This window comes from Rhodoferax sp. GW822-FHT02A01 (assembly GCF_038784515.1).
Taxonomy (GTDB): domain Bacteria; phylum Pseudomonadota; class Gammaproteobacteria; order Burkholderiales; family Burkholderiaceae_C; genus Allorhodoferax.
In genome coordinates this window covers 4,389,975-4,408,514 of the sequence record NZ_CP152376.1, presented here as the reverse complement: position 1 = coordinate 4,408,514, position 18,540 = coordinate 4,389,975, and the positions used below count along the sequence as shown (strand labels likewise).

At 60.1% G+C, this 18,540-nt stretch carries 16 protein-coding genes; 2 read left to right on the top strand and 14 right to left on the bottom strand.

Translation table 11 applies throughout. The features are described from left to right. Positions 1–94: 94 nt before the first annotated feature. Complete coding sequence (gene guaB / locus AAGF34_RS20895; RefSeq protein WP_342617635.1) at positions 95–1,564, bottom strand: IMP dehydrogenase; 1,470 nt, start codon at positions 1,562–1,564, stop codon at positions 95–97. 74 nt (positions 1,565–1,638) lie between these two features. On the opposite strand from guaB, the gene AAGF34_RS20890 reads away from it, so the two are divergent. Beyond that, the gene (locus AAGF34_RS20890; RefSeq protein ID WP_342617634.1) at positions 1,639–2,160 is read left to right on the top strand and encodes a DUF4124 domain-containing protein; all 522 of its coding nucleotides are present in this window, start codon (positions 1,639–1,641) and stop codon (positions 2,158–2,160) included. Between the two features lies 1 nt (position 2,161). Here AAGF34_RS20890 and AAGF34_RS20885 read toward each other — a convergent pair whose 3' ends face one another. Together AAGF34_RS20885 and AAGF34_RS20880 are read right to left on the bottom strand one after the other, a co-directional pair. After that, a complete protein-coding gene (locus tag AAGF34_RS20885) occupies positions 2,162–2,509 on the bottom strand; it encodes an RnfH family protein (protein ID WP_342617633.1) in 348 nt (115 codons plus the stop codon). Further along, a complete protein-coding gene (locus tag AAGF34_RS20880) occupies positions 2,499–2,942 on the bottom strand; it encodes a type II toxin-antitoxin system RatA family toxin (protein WP_342617632.1) in 444 nt (147 codons plus the stop codon). Before AAGF34_RS20880 ends, AAGF34_RS20885 begins: the two co-directional genes overlap by 11 nt. Before the next feature lie 96 nt (positions 2,943–3,038). Here AAGF34_RS20880 and smpB point away from each other — a divergent pair, with 96 nt between their 5' ends. After that, positions 3,039–3,512 (top strand): SsrA-binding protein SmpB, encoded by a 474-nt coding sequence (gene smpB / locus AAGF34_RS20875; RefSeq protein WP_342617631.1) that lies wholly within the window; start codon positions 3,039–3,041, stop codon positions 3,510–3,512. Here the strand turns inward: smpB and AAGF34_RS20870 are convergent. The 11 genes from AAGF34_RS20870 to AAGF34_RS20820 form a co-directional block, all read right to left on the bottom strand. Next, positions 3,509–4,390, bottom strand: coding sequence for a DMT family transporter (locus AAGF34_RS20870; protein WP_342617630.1), 882 nt, complete (start codon positions 4,388–4,390; stop codon positions 3,509–3,511). The genes smpB and AAGF34_RS20870 overlap by 4 nt on opposite strands. 14 nt (positions 4,391–4,404) lie before the next feature. Further along, positions 4,405–6,228, bottom strand: a complete 1,824-nt coding sequence (gene typA / locus AAGF34_RS20865; protein WP_342617629.1) for a translational GTPase TypA — start codon at positions 6,226–6,228, stop codon at positions 4,405–4,407. 16 nt (positions 6,229–6,244) lie between these two features. Then, positions 6,245–7,243, bottom strand: coding sequence for a tRNA pseudouridine(55) synthase TruB (gene truB, locus AAGF34_RS20860; protein ID WP_342617628.1), 999 nt, complete (start codon positions 7,241–7,243; stop codon positions 6,245–6,247). Between the two features lie 2 nt (positions 7,244–7,245). After that, the gene (gene rbfA, locus AAGF34_RS20855) at positions 7,246–7,614 is read right to left on the bottom strand and encodes a 30S ribosome-binding factor RbfA (RefSeq protein WP_342617627.1); all 369 of its coding nucleotides are present in this window, start codon (positions 7,612–7,614) and stop codon (positions 7,246–7,248) included. Between the two features lie 10 nt (positions 7,615–7,624). Further along, positions 7,625–10,549 (bottom strand): translation initiation factor IF-2, encoded by a 2,925-nt coding sequence (infB, locus tag AAGF34_RS20850; protein WP_342617626.1) that lies wholly within the window; start codon positions 10,547–10,549, stop codon positions 7,625–7,627. An 81-nt stretch (positions 10,550–10,630) separates the two neighbouring features. Next, on the bottom strand, positions 10,631–12,127 hold the full coding sequence (gene nusA / locus AAGF34_RS20845; protein WP_342617625.1) for a transcription termination factor NusA: 1,497 nt from the start codon (positions 12,125–12,127) through the stop codon (positions 10,631–10,633). 41 nt (positions 12,128–12,168) lie between these two features. Continuing rightward, complete coding sequence (gene rimP, locus AAGF34_RS20840) at positions 12,169–12,789, bottom strand: ribosome maturation factor RimP (protein WP_342617624.1); 621 nt, start codon at positions 12,787–12,789, stop codon at positions 12,169–12,171. Between the two features lie 140 nt (positions 12,790–12,929). Next, positions 12,930–14,522 carry a dipeptide ABC transporter ATP-binding protein gene (locus tag AAGF34_RS20835; RefSeq protein WP_342617623.1) on the bottom strand — a complete coding sequence of 531 codons (1,593 nt, stop codon included), beginning with the start codon at positions 14,520–14,522 and terminating at the stop codon, positions 12,930–12,932. Next, positions 14,519–15,583 (bottom strand): ABC transporter permease, encoded by a 1,065-nt coding sequence (locus AAGF34_RS20830; protein ID WP_342617622.1) that lies wholly within the window; start codon positions 15,581–15,583, stop codon positions 14,519–14,521. The genes AAGF34_RS20835 and AAGF34_RS20830 overlap by 4 nt, the downstream gene beginning before the upstream one ends. Positions 15,584–15,695: 112 nt before the next feature. Next, positions 15,696–16,721, bottom strand: coding sequence for an ABC transporter permease subunit (locus AAGF34_RS20825; RefSeq protein ID WP_342617621.1), 1,026 nt, complete (start codon positions 16,719–16,721; stop codon positions 15,696–15,698). Next, positions 16,721–18,517: an extracellular solute-binding protein gene (locus AAGF34_RS20820; RefSeq protein ID WP_342617620.1), complete on the bottom strand. Its 1,797-nt coding sequence runs from the start codon at positions 18,515–18,517 to the stop codon at positions 16,721–16,723. The genes AAGF34_RS20825 and AAGF34_RS20820 overlap by 1 nt, the downstream gene beginning before the upstream one ends. Between the last annotated feature and the right edge of the window lie 23 nt (positions 18,518–18,540).

The window sequence follows — 18,540 nt, the reverse complement described above, 5'->3', positions numbered from 1 at the left end:
AACACCGCGGGACTGGCTTAGCCAGCCCGCCGGTGTTGCCCCCTGCAAGGGGGAAAGCGGCCACACGCAGTGGGCAAGCCCGGGGGGGTGACTATCACTCCGCCCGGTAGTTAGGCGCTTCCTTGGTGATCTGCACATCGTGCACATGGCTTTCTCGGATGCCTGCGGTCGTGATCTCCACAAATTCGGCCTTGTCCTGCATGTCGGCAATGGTGGCGCAGCCACAGTAGCCCATGCTCGCACGCACGCCGCCGGCCATCTGGAACACGATGGCAACCATGGAGCCTTTGTAGGGCACGCGTCCTTCAATGCCTTCGGGCACCAGCTTGTCGGCGTTGGGGTTGCCGGTGCTGGACTCCTGGAAGTAGCGATCCGCACTGCCCTGCTGCATGGCGCCAATGCTGCCCATGCCGCGGTAGCTCTTGTAGCTACGGCCCTGATACAGAATGACTTCGCCGGGTGCTTCTTCCGTACCGGCAAACATGCCGCCCATCATCACCGTGCTGGCACCAGCTGCGATGGCCTTGGAAATATCACCGCTGTAGCGGATTCCGCCGTCGGCGATCAACGGCACGCCAGTGCCCTTGAGTGCCGTTGCAACGTTGTCGATGGCCGTGATTTGCGGCACGCCCACGCCTGCCACGATACGTGTGGTGCAGATGGAACCAGGGCCGATTCCGACCTTGACGGCATCGGCGCCCACTTCGGCCAGGGCCAGCGCTGCAGCGCCGGTGGCGATGTTGCCGCCCACCACGTCCACGTGTGGATAGTTCTGCTTGACCCAGCGCACGCGTTCGATCACGCCCTTGCTGTGGCCGTGCGCAGTGTCCACCACGATGGCATCCACACCGGCCTTGACCAGAAGTTCCACGCGCTCCTCAGTGCCCTCACCCACGCCGACGGCCGCGCCTACGCGCAGACGGCCAGTCGCATCGCGTGCGGCATTGGGGAAGTTGAGCTGCTTGGTAATGTCCTTGACGGTGATCAGGCCCTTGAGCTCAAAGGCGTCGTTGACCACCAGCAAGCGCTCCAGCTTGTACTTGTTGAGCAGCGCCTTCGCGGCCTCGGGTGTGGTTCCATCAGGAACGGTCACCAGACGCTCGCGGGGCGTCATGATTTCGCGCACGGTCTGGTCATAGCGGGTCTCGAAGCGCAGGTCACGCCCCGTCACAATGCCCACCACCTTGCCTCCTTCGCATACCGGGAAGCCGGAGACGCCCAACTGGTCCGACAACACCATGACCTGGCGCACCGTGGTGTCTGGCGTTATGACGACCGGGTCGCGCAGCAGACCGGACTCATAGCGCTTGACCTTGGCCACCTGAGCGGCTTGTTCCGTTGGCGTGAGGTTCTTGTGAACAATGCCCATGCCGCCTTCCTGCGCGATGGCGATGGCCAGACGCGCTTCCGTCACCGTATCCATGGCGGCGGAAACCAATGGCAGGTTCAGGGCGATATTGCGGGAAAAGCGAGTGGCGAGAGAAGTGTCCTTGGGAAGGACCTGGGAGAAGGCTGGTACCAACAACACATCGTCGAAGGTCAGCGCTTTGCCGAGAAGGCGCATGTCAAAGCTCCAAAAGACGGATTGTACCCGCGCTCGGGATGACAAATTCCGTGTGTGGCGGCTACACTGCGCGCATGAGAATACATTCCGTTTTTCTGGGCCTGGTTTTCGTTGCATTGAGTGGCAGTTGCCTCGCGCAGTGGCAATGGCTGGACAAGGATGGCCGCAAGGTATTCAGCGACCGTGCGCCCCCCTCTGATGTTCCGGAAAAGAACATCTTGAAGCGCCCCAACACGGCGGCAAAAGCGGCCGCAGTCACTGATGCTGGCGCGAATGCCGTTGGCAATGCCACGGCACCCGTTCCTGCACCCGCCGCGTCCAGTTTGCCGATTACGGGGGGCCTGGACAAGGATCTCGAAGCCAAGAAGAAGCAAGCCGCAGAAGCAGATGCCGCCAAACGCAAGGCTGCCGAAGAAGCCAATGCCAAGGCCAAGGTAGAGAACTGTGCCCGTGCCAAACAGGCCAAGGCCAACTTTGATTCCGGCATTCGCATATCGCAGACCAATGCAGCCGGTGAGCGTGAGATTCTGGACGACGCGGCACGCGCCGCAGAAGTCAAGCGCATTCAAAGCATCATTGACAGCGATTGCCGTTAGGTTAGTACCCTGACTTTGCTCCGGCGCGGCGCTTGGAAAACAGTCCGGTGCCACGTGCACCTTGCCGCGTAAAGCGTTCGCGACGGGCCATTTTGGGGTCCACTTTGAGTGGCCTGTACAACTCCACACGGTCGCCATCACGAAGCGGATGGTCCGGCGACACTTTCCGCCCCCACACCCCTGTCACGAGCGTATCGACGTCCGCGTCGGCAACATTGTCGAGCAGGTGGCTGGTGCGCACGGCATCGGCCACGGTGCTGTTATGCGGCATTCGCACTTCGACTTGGATCAACTGACGCGCCGCCGCGCTGTAACAAACGGCGACTGAAATCAATGCTTCACTCGCCATAGACCTGCTGAGCGCGCTTGACAAAGGCCTCCACTAACGTGGAGGCGATCTTGTCGAAAACCGGCCCGACCAGCCTGCCCAGGGTGGCATTTTCAAAGCCGTAATTCAAGGTCAAATCGACCCGGCACGCGCGTTGGGAGCCGTCTCCTACGGGTGAGAATTCCCATACGCCATCCAGATTGGAGAACGGCCCCTTCACCAGCTTCAATTCAATTCGGCTGAACTCGGTGTTGGTGTTGCGGGTCACGAATTTCTGGTGCACACCGCTGAACGAAATGCCTATTTCAGCCAACATCCCATGGGCGTCTTGCTCAAGCACGGTACCTTGGTCGCACCAGGGCAGGAACTTGGGATACTGGGCCACATCATTCACCAGCACATACATTTCCTGCGGGCTGTACCAGATCAAAACGGACTTGTGAACAGTTTTCATAGAATAGGGGTTATGCGCGGGATTGTAGACAAGCCCTGAATGTGCATTGTTGAGAGCACAGCTTTCTTTTCCAATCTTCGCCCCTATTTGCTCCCCATGGCCAAAAAACCCGAAACTGCTCCCCGTATTGCCGATAACAAAAAGGCCGCCTTCAACTATTTCTTCGAGGAATGCGTTGAGGCGGGCATTGTGCTGGAAGGCTGGGAAGTCAAGTCCCTGCGTGAAGGCAAGGTGCAGCTTACCGATGGCTACGTGGTGATCCGCAACGGCGAACTGTTCATCATCGGACTGCAGATCAACCCCTTGCACACGGCGTCCAGTCACGTGAGTCCGGACAAGGTGCGCACCAAGAAGCTGTTGCTGCACAAGGAAGAAATCAAACGCCTGATCGGCAAAGTGGAGCAAAAGGGTTACACCCTGGTTCCCATCAATCTGCACTGGAAAAATGGCAAGGTCAAGTGTGAAGTGGCGCTGGCCAAGGGCAAGGCCGAACACGACAAGCGCGACACCATCAAGGACCGTGAAGGCAAGCGCGAGGTGGAGCGCGCCATGAAGGACCGCAACCGTTAGGAAATCGGAACGCGGCGCCTCCAGCCCAGCCACTCGTTGGCGACCAGAGCGCCAATCACCAGGACGCCACCGGTCAGGACCGAGGTGCTTGGCGCTTCATTGGCGCCCACCCATACCAGCAGGATGCCGAAGATCACTTCCAACAACTGCAACAGCGAAATTTCAGGTGCGGACAAAACCCTGGCGCACACCATGCACAGAACGCAAGGCACAGCCAACTGAAAGACGCCCAATGTGCCCAGCAGCACAACGTCGTGCATGCTGGCCTGCAAGGGGAACGCCAGAACACACGTTGAGGCCGTCGACAGAAAGGCGCCCAGCATGACCGCCGGTACCAGGTCCAGGTCGTGACCCTGGTCATGCGAGTGCTGGCTGATAGTCCAGTTCACGGCCGCTGCAATGGGGATGGTCAGTGCCACCAGGCTGCCCACGATGGATGCCGAACCGACTTGCGACGCAAACATGTAGGCGATGCCGGCACCCGCCACCAGAATCGCGACCCAGGTCCGCAACGGTACGCGGTAACCAATGAAAATGCGCGCCGCAATGGCAGTCAGCAGCGGTCCTACCGCCAGAATGACCAGAACGTTGCCCACACTGGTGAGCGTGAACGCCACCATGTAAGCCGTAAACATCACCGCCCAGCACACGCCGGAAAGCCAGAGTGCTACCCCGGCGTCCCGAATCTTGCGAAAAACCGCCCTGCCCTGGAAGTAAGGCAGGATCAGCATCAGGCTAATAGATGCAAACAGAGAGCGCCAGAAGGTCACTTCAAATTTGCGGGCGAATTCCAGATGGCGGGTGACCACCCCTGCGGTAGACCACAGGAAGGCCACCAGCACCATCAGCAAGACGGCCTGGGAGTGGCGCAGCTTCATGGGGTCGACATGGATCAGCGGCTGGCGCGTTTGCGATCGCTTTCCTTCAGGTGACGCTTGCGCAGACGCACCGACTTGGGCGTGATTTCAACCAGCTCATCTTCCTCGATGAATTCCACGCCGTATTCCAGCGTCAGTTCAATCGGCGGTGTGATCTTGATCGCATCTTCCTTGCCGGATACGCGGAAGTTAGTCAGCTGCTTGGTGCGGGTGGCGTTCACCACCAGATCGTTGTCACGGCTGTGGATACCCACAATCATGCCTTCGTACACTGGATCGTTGGCCTTCACGAACATGCGTCCGCGGTCATCCAGCTTGCCCAGTGCGTAGGTGAAGATTTCGCCATCGTCCATGGAGATCAGCACGCCGTTCTTGCGGCCACCGATTTCACCCTTGTGCGGCTCGTAGCTGTCAAAAATGTTGGAGATCAGGCCGGAACCACGTGTCAAGTTCAGGAATTCGTTGGAGAAGCCGATGAGTCCACGTGCGGGAATGCGGTATTCCAGGCGCACGCGGCCACGTCCGTCCGGCTCCATGTTCACCAGTTCGCCCTTGCGCTCGCCCAGGGCTTGCATCACGCCGCCCTGGTGCTGCTCTTCAATGTCGGCGGTCACCATTTCGATAGGCTCGTACTTCTCGCCGTCGATTTCCTTGAACATCACGCGCGGCTTGGAAACAGCCATTTCATAGCCTTCGCGGCGCATGTTTTCCAGCAGGATGGTCAGGTGCAGTTCACCGCGACCCATCACTTCGAAAATACCTTCTTCGTCGGTTTCATTCACGCGCAGGGCCACGTTGTGCTGCAGTTCCTTCTGCAGACGGTCCCAGATCTGGCGGCTGGTCACGTATTTGCCTTCGCGGCCTGCCAGCGGGCTGGTGTTGACGCAGAAGTTCATGGTCAGCGTGGGCTCGTCCACCTTGAGCATGGGCAACGGCATGGGGTTGGTCGGATCTGTCACCGTGACACCGATACCGATGTCTGCAATACCGTTGATCAGCACGATTTCGCCGGGACCGGCTTCAGTGGCCTGCACGCGGTCCAGACCCTGGAAGGTCAGGACTTGGTTGATGCGACCCTTGACGGTCTTGCCGTCCGGGCCTTCCATTACCAGCACGTCCATATTCGGTTTGATGGTGCCCTGGCTGATGCGGCCTACGCCGATGCGGCCCACGAAAGTGGAAAAGTCCAGCGCCGAGATCTGCAGTTGCAGAGGTGCGGCCGGATCACCGCTTTGCGACGGAACGTGCTTGAGAATGGTGTTGAACAGGGCCGACATGTCGGGGCCCCATTGCTCACCCTGCTCGCCCTCTTCCAGGGAAGACCATCCATTGATACCGGAGGCATAGACCACGGGGAAGTCGAGCTGTTCATCGGTTGCACCCAGCTTGTCGAACAGATCGAACGCTGCGTTGACAACCTTGTCTGGATTGGCTCCGGGCTTGTCCACCTTGTTGACGACGACGATGGGCTTGAGGCCCAGGGCCAGCGCCTTCTTGGTCACGAAACGGGTCTGGGGCATGGGGCCTTCCTGCGCATCGATGAGCAGCAGCACGCCGTCCACCATGGACAGTGCACGTTCCACTTCGCCACCGAAGTCGGCGTGTCCGGGGGTGTCCACGATATTGATGTGTGTGCCTTCCCAGCTCACTGCGCAGTTCTTGGCCAGAATCGTGATACCACGTTCTTTTTCAATGGCATTGTTGTCCATCACGGTGTCGACCACTTTTTCGTGCTCGGCAAAGGTGCCCGACTGACGGAGCAACTGGTCCACCATGGTGGTTTTGCCATGGTCAACGTGGGCGATGATCGCGATGTTACGGATTTGTTTACTGCTCATAGTTCACTTTCAAACACTAACTTAATTTCTGTTGCATCAAGGATTCACTGACTTCCGGTGGGCTCAAGAGCCGCGTGGGGATCAACTCACCCGCTTTCACATGGGCACTGCCCAGCAGCGCCCGCGGTTGCTCGGCAAATACCGCCACCGCATCGGCATCGCGCCAGGATCCCCGCCTGCGCATGCCACTCAAAAACCGTGCCGCATTCTCACTGTCCAGCGTGACCACGTCATGACCTGCTAGCAACGCCTCGGTAGGCCGCACGCAGGTCAGTCGCTGCGCGTCATCCATGGCTTCGAGCGCCTGCACCGTCACACACTGCGATTCATCAAAACCGCCTGTGCGGATACGCCGCAGGGCGCTCAGGTGCGCGCCACATCCCAGCGCTTCACCAATGTCTTCTCCCAGAGTGCGGATGTAGGTGCCTTTGCTGCACTCCACCTCCAGATCCACTTCAGGCTTTTCACCGTCCAGTCGTGCCTGCACGATACGGATGGCGTATATCGTCACATGGCGTGCCTCACGCTCCACTTCCATGCCGGCCCGCGCATACTCATAGAGGGCCTTGCCATCCTTTTTCAGAGCACTGTGCATGGGTGGCACCTGGGCTATCGGCCCTACAAAACCTGCCACCACCCGTTTCAGCAACTCCCCGTCCACATGCACGTCGCGCTCGCTCAGCACTTCACCTTCGGCGTCCGCCGTGCTGGTCTTGATACCCAGCCGCAGCGTGGCCGCATACGCCTTGTCCGCATCCAGGTGCATCTGGCTGAACTTGGTAGCAGCACCAAAGCAAATCGGCAACACACCTGTGGCCAACGGATCCAGCGTACCGGTATGACCGGCCTTCTCGGCGCGCAACAGCCACTTCACCTTCTGCAGCGCCTGATTGCTCGACAGGCCCAATGGCTTGTCCAACAACAGCACCCCATGCACGGGGCGCCGCTGCACACGTGTACGGCTCTGGCCCCCCAAGGGTGCCTTCGCACCCAAGGGCGAACCGGCTGCTTGCATGGTCAGTCTTCTTTCGCGCGCGAGGACACGGCCTTGGCAATCAGGGCATTCATGTCCGCGGCACGCTCCACCGTCTGGTCAAAGATGAAGTGCAAGGTTGGCACCGTATGAATGTGCAAACGCTTGAACAAGCCAGCGCGCAAAAAGCCAGCAGCCTGGTTCAACCCTTCAGCCGTCTGCACCGGGTCACCCACCAGCAAACTGAAAAACACCTTGGCATGTGCATAGTCCGGCGTCACCTCGACGGCCTGGATGGTCACCATGCCCACCCGCGGGTCCTTGAGCTCGCGCGCAATCAGCTCGGTCAGATCACGCTGGATCTGATCGGCCACGCGGAAGCCGCGGTTGGGTGTGGATGACTTCTTTTTCATGCCTGGGGGCTCACAGCGTACGAGCGATTTCCTTGACTTCAAAGAACTCGAGTTGATCGCCCTCGTTGATGTCGTTGTAGTTCTTCAGCTTGACACCGCACTCGAAGCCTTCCTTGACTTCGCGCACATCGTCCTTCATGCGCTTGAGCGAGTCCAGTTCGCCGGTATAGATCACCACGTTGTTGCGCAACAGACGGAAATGGGCGCTGCGATTGACGAAACCGCTGGTAACCATACAACCTGCCACGGTACCGATCTTGGAGGCCACGAACACGGTGCGGATTTCGGCCGTACCGATCACTTCTTCGCGCTTCTCTGGTGCCAGCATGCCGGACATGGCCGCCTTCAACTCATCGACGGCGTCGTAAATGATGTTGTAGTAGCGGATATCCACGCCATTGCCTTCGGCCAGCTTGCGCGCGCCGGCATCGGCACGCACATTGAAGCCAATCACCACGGCCTTGGAGGCAATGGCCAAGTTGATGTCGGATTCACTGATCGCCCCTACCGCGGCGTAGACCAGTTGCACCTTGACTTCTTCGTTGGACAGCTTGAGCAAGGAGGTTGCCAGTGCTTCCTGCGAGCCTTGCACGTCGGCCTTGACGATGATGGGCAACATCTTGACGTCGCCGGAAGACATGTCGGAGAACATGTTTTCGAGCTTGGCGGCTTGTTGCTTGGCCAGCTTGGTATTGCGGAACTTGCCGGCACGGTAGGTCGCAATTTCACGGGCGCGGCGCTCGTCGGACAGAACCATGAACTCGTCACCGGCTTGCGGCACTTCTGTCAGACCCTGAATTTCCACCGGAATGGACGGACCGGCAGACTTAATGGGCTTGCCGTTTTCGTCCAGCATGGCACGCACACGACCATAGGTCTGGCCAGCCAGCACCACATCGCCGGTCTTGAGCGTACCGCTCTGCACCAGGATGGTTGCCACGGGACCGCGTCCCTTGTCGAGCTGGGCTTCGATGACCAGACCCTTGGCCATGGCATCCACCGGAGCCTTGAGTTCCAGCACTTCGGCCTGCAGCAGCACCTGCTCCAGCAGTTCGTCAATGCCCTGGCCGGTCTTGGCCGACACCGCCACAAAGGGCGAGTCACCACCGAACTCTTCCGGCACCACCTCTTCCACCACCAGCTCGTTCTTCACGCGCTCGGGGTTGGAGTCCGGCTTGTCGATCTTGTTGATCGCCACCACGATAGGAACACCTGCGGCCTTGGCGTGCTTGATGGCTTCCTTGGTTTGTGGCATCACGCCGTCGTCGGCTGCAACCACCAGAATCACGATGTCGGTGGCTTGCGCACCGCGGGCACGCATGGCGGTAAAAGCCTCGTGACCCGGGGTATCCAGGAAGGAAATCATGCCGCGTGGCGTTTCCACATGGTAGGCACCAATGTGCTGGGTAATACCGCCGGCTTCACCCGCAGCCACCTTGGCACGGCGAATGTAATCCAGCAACGAAGTCTTGCCGTGGTCCACGTGACCCATCACGGTCACAACCGGTGCGCGCGGCAAGGACTCGGATTGCTGGCCTTGCACTTCGTCGTCGGTAAAGGCTTCCGGATCGTCCAGAGCGGCAACCACGGCCTTGTGGCCCAGCTCTTCCACCACGATCATGGCGGTGTCCTGGTCCAGCGGCTGGTTGATAGTGACCATCTGGCCCAGCTTCATCAATTGCTTGATGACTTCGGATGCCTTAATGGCCATCTTGTGGGCCAGTTCGGCCACGGTAATGGTTTCGGGCACGTGCACTTCAATAACACGGGCTTCCACCGGCGCTGCCTGCTGCTGCATGCCGTCACGATCACGGTCATTGCCGCCACGCTTGCCTCGCGGGCCGCTGCGCCAGTTGGTGGAGCGGCCGGCTCCCGCACTGGTATCGCCGCGAGTCTTGAGTTCTTTCTTCTTGCCCGGATCTCCGGCCCAGCTGCTTGAGAGCTTGGCGGACTTGACTTCCTTGCCGCTTCCTGCGGGCGTGGCAGCAGCGGGTGCGCCGGCTGCCGGCTTAGCAGGCGCCTTTGCAACGGCAGTGCCAGCTGGTGGCTTGTGCAACGTGCCTTTGATCCCGGCCTTTGCAGCAGCCTCGGCCCGGATTTCTTCCGGGCGCTTGGCCACCAGCACGCGCTTGGGGGCGGACATCATGCTGCGAATCGCGGCGGCTTCTGCCTCGGCCTTGCGGCGGCGGTCGCCCAGATCGGCGGCACGTGCGGCCTCATCATCGGCTTGCGCCTTGGATGCAGCAGCCTGTTGCGCTGCAACTTTCTGGGTTTCCTGTTCGCGCGCCTGTTCTGCAGCGGTATCCACGACCGGTGCTGGAGCGGTGGTCGCAGCCACGTCGCTTTTTACCTTGGGCTTGGCTGCGGTCTTTGCAGCAGCCTCTGCCGCCGCGCGCTCCTGGGCTGCACGTGCTTCCGCGGCCTGCTTCTCGGCGGCTTCGCGGGCACGGGCTTCCTGCTCTTCGCGCTCCTTGCGGCGTTGTGCCAATTCCTCTTCCTGACGGCGGATCAGTTCGGCTTGGCGACGGGCTTCTTCCTCACGACGCGCCAGCTCAGCATGGTCCACAGCAGGCGCGGAAACAGCCTGGGGTTGTTCTTCCTGCTCGGTCGTCTCAACCACCTGGTCGACACCATCTTCGCGTCGCACAAAGGTGCGTTTCTTGCGCACTTCCACCTGGATAGTGCGCGCCTTGCCACTGGAATCCGCCTGCTTGATTTCGGTGGTCTGCTTTTTCACCAGCGTGATCTTCTTGCGTTCTGGCGCAGCCGTGCCGTGGCTGTTCTGCAGAAAGCCCAGAAGCTTGTGCTTGTCGGCATCGGTAAGTGTGTCGGATGCGGCACTCTTGGCCACACCGGCAGACTTCAGCTGCTCAAGCAGCGTTTCAGTTGATTTCTTGAGTTCGTTGGCAAACTCGGCGACGGTCGTACTGGACATTTGTTGTGTAACCTTTGGCGTCGGCTAACAGGGCCCGGAAGGCAGCTGTTAGCCATTACTGGAATTTCGAATGCATGACCATTACTCGTGCGAAGCGGCTTCATTGGTAAACCAATGTTCGCGCGCTTTCATGATCATGGCGGTAGCCTCTTCGGGTGACTGACCGGTGATATCGGTCAGCTCATCAACCGCGAGGTCGGCGAGGTCGTCACGGGTATGCACTCCGTTGTCGGCCAATTTGCCGATCAACTCTGGCGTCAGCCCGCCCAGGTCCCGCAGATCCTGGGAGACTTCGTCCACACTTTCTTCGTGTGCGATCTCCATGGTCAGCAAGGCATCCTTGGCGCGGTTGCGCAATTCGTGCACCGTGTCCTCATCAAAGCTTTCGATTTCCAGCATTTCCTGCAAGGGAACGTAAGCCACTTCTTCCAGGCTGGTGAAACCCTCGGCGATCAGGATGTCGGCGATTTCCTCGTCCACATCCAGTTTTTCCATGAACAGGCGACGGCCCACATTGGTTTCGTCAGCCAGCTTCTGTGCCGACTCGGCGGCATCCATGATGTTGATCTTCCAGCCGGTCAGTTCTGACGCCAGGCGCACGTTCTGACCGCCGCGGCCAATGGCGATGGCGAGATTTTCTTCGTCCACCACCACATCCATGGCGTGGCGCTCTTCGTCCACCACGATGGAAGACACATTGGCCGGAGCCAGGGCGCCAATCACGAATTGGGCCGGGTCTTCGCTCCACAGCACAATGTCCACGCGCTCGCCAGCGAGCTCGTTGGTCACGCCATTGACGCGGGTACCACGCACACCCACACAGGTGCCGATGGGGTCCACACGCTTGTCATGGGACAGCACGGCGATCTTGGCGCGTGAACCGGGGTCACGGGCGCAGGACTTGATCTCCAGCAGGCCTTGTTCGATCTCGGGCACTTCCTGGCGGAACAGTTCGATCATGAACTCAGGGGCCGAGCGCGACAGCACGATGGGTGCACCACGCAAGGTCAGGTCCACTTCCATGATCATGGCGCGTACGCGGTCACCGGTACGCAGGTTTTCCTTGGGGATCATTTCGCTGCGGCGCAGACGGCCTTCGACGCGGCCGCTCTCCACAATGATGTCGCCCTTGTCCATGCGCTTGACGGTACCGACAAAAATCTTTTCGCCGCGTGCCATGAAGTCGTTGAGCAGCATTTCGCGCTCGGCATCACGGATCTTCTGCAAGATCACCTGCTTGGCGGCCATGGCACCGATACGACCGATGGGAACCGATTCAATGGGCTCCTCGATGTATTCATCGACCTCGATATCGGGGATCTGCTCTTTGGCTTCAAACAGCAGGATTTCCTGGTCGGGCAACTGCAGACCCGCCTCGTCGGGAACCACATGCCAACGGCGGAAAGTCTCGTAGTTGCCGCTGTCGCGGTCCAGAGCCACGCGGATATCCACATCACCAGCGTAGAGCTTCTTGGTCGCCTGCGCCAATGCGGCTTCCACGGCGCCCAACACCACATCACGTTCCACGTTCTTTTCACGGGAAATTGCCTCTACCAGCATCAACAGTTCGCGATTCATGCCATGACTCTCCTGAACACTTAAATCAAAACCAAAACCAGCTATTCCTGGCCCACAGCGGGCTCTTCTCCGCCGGTGCTGCCACCTTGCCCACGCCCCTTGAAGCTCACAATCGGAGCCAGGCGCGCTTCACGCAACTCATCCAGCGCAAAGCCGAGAACCTGCATAGGCGGCGGCACACGCTTCTTGCTAACCCTTTGACCCGGCTTGACCGCAGGGGCATCGCTCCAGACGATCTGCCACCCCACGGCTCCATCGGCCAATTCGACACGTTCCAGCGTGCCGCGAAATTTCTTGCGATTGGCGTGCACCTGGCCGTTGGCCGCAGCACCCATGGGCGCTTTCAGCGTGATGTCGATCACCTGACCGACAAAGCGCTCGAAATCTGCCACATGGCGCAAAGGGCGATCGATACCGGGAGAGGAAACCTCCAGACGCCGGTACTCCACCCCATCGACTTCCAGTGCAAACTGCAACTGGCGCGTGACCTTCTCGCAGTCTTCCACGGTGATGAACTGCTCCACGACCGGCGCACCTTCCACAGGCTTTTCCCAGGGCAAATCGATGGTGATACGCAGCAGGCCGCCGGCAGAGCGTTCAATCTCCACCAGGTCATAACCCAAGCCGCTTACCGTCTGCTCAACGATTTCCTGTAACGCCACGCCGTATCCACCCCAGACCAAAAATACACACTAGCCAAAAACAATCGACCAAAAAAAACGGGCGGTAAATACCCGCCCGTTTGGTCGTGAGCTTGGATTGTACTGCAAAAGAGGTATAAGTGCCTTGATTTCTAAGGGAATTATTGTGAAGCTGCCAGAAGCGTGCGGGTATAGGGCTGTTGGGGGCGGGAAAACACCGACTCCAGCGCCCCTTGCTCCACGATTTCGCCGTCTTTCATGACCACCACCTGGTGCGCCATGGCCTGTATGACCTCCACGTCGTGGGTAATTAGCAGATAGGCCAGTCCGCGCTCGGCCTGCAAGCGCTGCAGCAGTACCAATATCTGCTGCGCCATGGTGACGTCCAGTGCACTGGTGGGCTCATCCAGCACCAGTACCCGTGGCTGCACGATCAGCGCCCTGGCAATGGCAATGCGCTGACGCTGACCGCCGGAAAACTGGTGTGGATAGCGCTGCAGCAAACCGGGGAATTGCACCTCATCCAAACCCACGTCCCGCAACGCCGAGATCACCCTGTTGCGCAGCACGGCAGCTTCCAGCCCTGACTCATGCACCAACAGGCCTTCCCCCACAATATCCTCCACGGTCAGACGGGGCGAAAGAGAGGAAAACGGATCCTGAAAAACAACCTGCGCCTGTTTGCGGTTCTGCAGGTCAAGGGCTCTGCCCTGCCCCCAGGATTTGCCGAACAAGGTCACTTCACGGCTGAACGGCAACAGCCCCAGCACCGCCAGCGCCAGCGTGGACTTGCCGGAGCCGGACTCCCCCACGATGCCCACGGTCTGGCCGACCTGCAGGCGTATATCCGCCTGCCGTACCGCAACGAACTCCCCCTTGGAAAACCAACCGCGCACGCCGGGTAGCGGCACGGGATAGGTCACCCGAAGGCCACGCGTCTGCACGGCGGTTTCCGCCTCAGGCGCAATGGGCACTACGTCACGCTGGGGCCGACTGGCCAAAAGCCTGCGCGTATAGACGTGCCGCGGGTTCGCAAAAATGTCAGTGACGAGCCCCTGCTCCACGATATGGCCGCGCTCCATCACTGCCACGCGGTCGGCAAAGCGTCGCACCAGGTTCAGGTCGTGGGTGATCAGCAGCACGGCCATGCCGTGCTTGGTTTGCAGCGCGTCCAGCAGCCCCAGAATCTGCTGGCGTACCGTCACATCCAGAGCAGTGGTGGGTTCATCGGCAATCAGCAGTTTGGGCTTGCAAGCCAGCGCCATGGCAATCATGGCGCGCTGGCGCTGCCCGCCAGAGAGCTGATGCGGGAAGGCCTTGGCGCGGCGTTCCGGCTCTGCGATGCCGGTTTCGGCCAGCAAATCAACGGCCTGTTGGGACGCGTCTCTGGCAGTCACACCCATCTTGAGCTGCAAGACTTCGGCAATCTGCTCGCCCACGGTGAAGAGCGGATTGAGCGCCGTCATGGGTTCCTGAAACACCATGGCGATGTCCTGGCCCCGCAGGGCCCGCAGGGGCCCAGGCGCCAATTGCAGCAAATCCACATGGCCTTGAGCAGAGTCAAACAGTGCCTCGCCACCGACCACCGCGCCCTCGGCCAGACGCAGCAGGCTCAATGCAGTAACTGTCTTTCCGGAGCCGGACTCTCCTACCAAAGCCAGTTTCTCGCCCGCTTCTACGCGAAAGCTGACGCCTTGCACCACCGTGTGCCCGCCAAATGAAATGCTGAGGTCGTTGACGTCCAGCAGGCTCATTCCTGTGCCTTTCGTGGATCCACGGCATCCCGCAGCGCGTCGCTCATGAAGGTCAACAGCAACAGGGTGATGACCAGCACCGCAAAGGTGGACAGCGATATCCACCAGGCGTCTATATTGTTCTTGCCCTGCGACAGCATCTCGCCCAACGAAGGTGTGCCGGGTGGCACACCCAAGCCCAGAAAGTCCAACGACGTCAAAGCCAGGATGGCTCCGCTCATGCGAAACGGCAGAAACGTCACCACCGGCGTCAGGCTGTTGGGCAGAACGTGGCGGGTGATGATCTTCCAGTTGGATACACCCAGTGCGCGGGCTGCGCGCACGTAGTCCATTTGCCGGTTGCGCAGGAATTCGGCGCGCACATAGTCCGACAGACCCATCCAGCCAAACAGGCTCAGCAAAATCAGCAGCAGGGCCACACTGGGCGCGAACACCGCGCTGAAGATGATCAACAGGTACAGCTCCGGCATCGAGCCCCACACTTCGATGAAGCGCTGAAAGGCCAGATCGGTCTTTCCGCCAAAAAAGCCCTGAACCGCACCGGTCACCACACCGAGCACGGTGCCGGTGACAGTCAGCGCCAAAGCAAACAGCACACTGACGCGAAAGCCGTAGATCAGCTGCGCCAGCAGATCCCGCCCACGGTCATCGGTGCCCAACCAGTTGTCCGCGCCGGGCGGAGCCGGGTTGGGAAACTTCGCAAAGTAGTTCAGCGTCCTGGGGCCATAGCGGTTGGGCGCAAACAGGGCCCAATTGCCCGGCTCACTGAGCTTCTGGCGGATGAAAGGGTCCAGATAGTCGGTCGGCGTCGCAAAGTCCCCGCCAAACGTAGTCTCCGGATAGTCCTTGACCATGGGCCAATAAACCTGCCCCTGGTACACCAAAACCAGCGGTTTGTCGTTGGACACCAGCTCCGCCCCCAGGCTCAGCACCACCAGCAGGCAAAAAATCACCAGACTCCCAAACCCCAGCCGATTGCGCTTGAACCGCAACCAAGCCCGCCGCGTAGGAGAAACAGAAATGGCAGCCGCAGCCTCACCAACAGCAGCAGGCTTACCCACCCCTATCTCAAGGTCAAGGCCGCTGTGGATCGGGCTCCGCCCGTCCACCGGCGGCGTCCCCCCGGGGGGAAGGCGAGCGGAGCTCGACTCAGGGGGGGAGCTTCCCTCGGGGTCAATCGAATCTGACACGCGGATCCACCCAGACATAGCAAAGATCGGACAACAGTTTGGTGAACAGCCCGATCAAGGTAAACAAGAACAAAGTGCCCATGACCACCGGATAGTCGCGCCGGATCACACTCTCGTAGCTCAGCAGACCCAGCCCGTCCAGCGAAAACAGGGTTTCAATCAACAGCGAACCGGTAAAGAAAGCACCGATGAACGCTGCCGGAAAGCCGGTCACGATGGGAATCAGCGCATTGCGCATCACATGCTTCCACAACACCTGCCGCTCCGACAGCCCCTTGGCGCGGGCGGTCACCACATATTGCTTGCGGATCTCCTCCAGAAAAGCGTTCTTGGTCAGCATGGCTGTCACGGCAAAACTGCCCAGCACCATGGCGGTGACCGGCATGGCGATGTGCCACAGGTAGTCGGTAATGCGTGCGCCCCACGTCATTTGCTCCCAATTGCTGGAGGTCAGGCCGCGCAACGGAAACCACTGCAATTGCCCGCCAAAAATCACCAGCAAGGCCACACCCAGCACAAAGCCAGGAATGGCATAGCCCACCAGGATGAACAAGGTGGTGACCAGGTCAAAACGCGAACCGGCGCGCACCGCCTTGGCCACGCCCAGTGGAACGGCCACCAGGTAGCTGATGAAGAAGGTCCACAGCCCCAAGCTCATGGACACCGGCAGCTTTTCCCAGATGAGCTGGGAGACTGCTCGGTTTTGGAAGAAACTGGTGCCCAGGTCGAAATGGGCAAACTGCACCAGCATGCGCCAGAAACGCTCGGGTGCGGGTTTGTCAAAGCCATACAGCGCCTTGGCCTGTTCGATGCGTTTGGGGTCCACGCCCTGGGAGCCACGGTAGCTGAAGCCGCCTTCGGCACTGGTGCCCTTGCCTGCTTTGGCTTCGGCCAGATACTGCTCCACCGGGCCGCCGGGCACGAACTGCACCACCACAAAGGTCAGCAACAGTACGCCCAGCAGCGTGGGCACTATGAGCGCTAGGCGCTTGAGGATATAGACAAACATCAGCGGGCCCACCAGGTATCAATGGCCCAGGTCTCGCCAGGGGAATACGGCGGCAAGACGTCGGGCTTGGCCAGTCGCCACGCGTTGTAGGCCATGCGGTGGGTAGAGGCAGACCATTGCGGAATCAGGATGTAGCTATGGGCGATGACCCGGTCCAGCGCCCGGCAGGCGGGCAATAGCTCGGCTTTGGTCTTGGCGCCCACCATTTTGGCGATCAAGGCGTCGACAGCCGGGCTCTTGATGCCAGTGTGGTTGCCGGAATCCTCCTGGTCAGCCGCCTTGCTGCCGAACAGGTCGGCAAATTCTTGACCGGGGTTGTTGGTGCCGCCGTAGGCCAGTGAAGTGATGTCGAATTCAAATTTCTGCAGGCGCTGCTGATACAAGGAGAAGTCCACCGGCCGGAAGGTCATCTTGACGCCGATCTTCTCCAGATTGCGCACCCAGGGCATCACGGTACGTGCGCCCACTTCGTTGCTGTCCAGATACTCCAGCTGCAGCACCTGATTGGCCGCATTGCGCAGGGCACCGTCGCGGTATTCCCATCCCGCGTCCTTGAGCAGTTGCTGGGCCTGGCGCAGGTTGGCACGCAGGCTGTTGTTGCCATCGGTGCGCGGCGCCAGCGCCATGGGGCCAAAGCTTGCCTCGGGTATCTGGCCACGCCAGGGCTCCAGCAGCGCACGCTCTTCAGTGCCCGGCTCACCCTGGGCCTGGCAGTCGGTATTGCCAAACAGCCCTTGCACCCGCTGGTAGGCGCCATAAAACATCTGCCGGTTCATCCATTCGTAATCCAGGGCCAGGCCCAACGCTTGGCGCACCCGCGCATCCTTGAGGAAGGCATGCCGGGTGTTGAGCACATAGCTTTGAAAGCCAGTGGGCAGGCTATGCCGGAACTCTGCCTTTACCAACTCGCCGCTGTCGAACTTGCGCCCGTTGACCCGGCGTGCCCAATCGCCTGCGGAGAAGAAGCGCATCAGATCGAACTCGCCAGCCTTGAGCGCCTCCAGACGCGCGGTGTTGTCCTTGTAGATCTTGACGGTGATGCGGTCGAAGTTGGCCGTGCCCTTGCGCACATTCAAATCGCGGGCCCAGTAGGACGGGTCACGCACATACGTGACGTCCTTGCCAAATACCACCGGCCCGAGCTTGTAGGGGCCGCTGCCAATGGGAACATCCATGACGATCTTGTCGAAGGGCTTGGCCACACCGTTTTCCTCACCCCAGCGGTGGCTGAACACCGGCAGGCCGCCCACGGTAAGCGGCAATTCGCGGTTGGGCTTTTTGAAACGGTAGCGCACAGTCAGGTCGTCCAGCACATCCAGGCCAGCAACATCTTCCAGCTGACTGCGGTAGGCAGGCGACACCAAAGGCCCATTGAGGATGTCAAAGCTGTGCTTCACGTCCCGCGCCAGCACCGGATCCCCATTGTGGAAACGGGCGTTGGCGCGCAAGCGGAAGGTGGCACTCAGGTGATCAGGCGCCACTTGCACATCCTGCGCCAGCAGGCCATAACCGGACGCGGTCTCGTCCATGGAGCCGGTGAGCAGGCTGTCAAACATCAGGCCGCTGAGGTAGGCGGGAGCGGTGCCCTTGATGGTGAACGGGTTGTATTTGTCAAATGTGGAAGTGCGCAGATTGCTGACCAGACGCAGCTCGCCACCTTTGGGGGCCAGAGGGTTGACGTAGGCGAAATGATCAAAGCCGGCGGGATATTTGAGGTCATTCCAGAGCGCGTATCCATGGGCTGCCCAGACCGGAAAGGCACAAAGAGTCAGCAGGGAGAACAGCAAACGACGCATGCGACAATTCTGCACTAGAGACG

Excerpts from the sequence above, each read along its gene's own strand:
- AAGF34_RS20890 (WP_342617634.1), top strand. The coding sequence starts at position 1,639 with ATGAGAATACATTCCGTTTTTCTGGGCCTGGTTTTCGTTGCATTGAGT.
- nusA (WP_342617625.1), bottom strand. The coding sequence starts at position 12,127 with ATGAATCGCGAACTGTTGATGCTGGTAGAGGCAATTTCCCGTGAAAAG.
- AAGF34_RS20825 (WP_342617621.1), bottom strand. The coding sequence starts at position 16,721 with ATGTTTGTCTATATCCTCAAGCGCCTAGCGCTCATAGTGCCCACGCTG.
- truB (WP_342617628.1), bottom strand. The coding sequence starts at position 7,243 with ATGCAAGCAGCCGGTTCGCCCTTGGGTGCGAAGGCACCCTTGGGGGGC.
- AAGF34_RS20885 (WP_342617633.1), bottom strand. The coding sequence starts at position 2,509 with ATGGCGAGTGAAGCATTGATTTCAGTCGCCGTTTGTTACAGCGCGGCG.
- AAGF34_RS20870 (WP_342617630.1), bottom strand. The coding sequence starts at position 4,390 with ATGAAGCTGCGCCACTCCCAGGCCGTCTTGCTGATGGTGCTGGTGGCC.
- AAGF34_RS20820 (WP_342617620.1), bottom strand. The coding sequence starts at position 18,517 with ATGCGTCGTTTGCTGTTCTCCCTGCTGACTCTTTGTGCCTTTCCGGTC.
- guaB (WP_342617635.1), bottom strand. The coding sequence starts at position 1,564 with ATGCGCCTTCTCGGCAAAGCGCTGACCTTCGACGATGTGTTGTTGGTA.
- AAGF34_RS20835 (WP_342617623.1), bottom strand. The coding sequence starts at position 14,522 with ATGAGCCTGCTGGACGTCAACGACCTCAGCATTTCATTTGGCGGGCAC.
- typA (WP_342617629.1), bottom strand. The coding sequence starts at position 6,228 with ATGAGCAGTAAACAAATCCGTAACATCGCGATCATCGCCCACGTTGAC.
- infB (WP_342617626.1), bottom strand. The coding sequence starts at position 10,549 with ATGTCCAGTACGACCGTCGCCGAGTTTGCCAACGAACTCAAGAAATCA.
- rbfA (WP_342617627.1), bottom strand. The coding sequence starts at position 7,614 with ATGAAAAAGAAGTCATCCACACCCAACCGCGGCTTCCGCGTGGCCGAT.
- AAGF34_RS20880 (WP_342617632.1), bottom strand. The coding sequence starts at position 2,942 with ATGAAAACTGTTCACAAGTCCGTTTTGATCTGGTACAGCCCGCAGGAA.
- smpB (WP_342617631.1), top strand. The coding sequence starts at position 3,039 with ATGGCCAAAAAACCCGAAACTGCTCCCCGTATTGCCGATAACAAAAAG.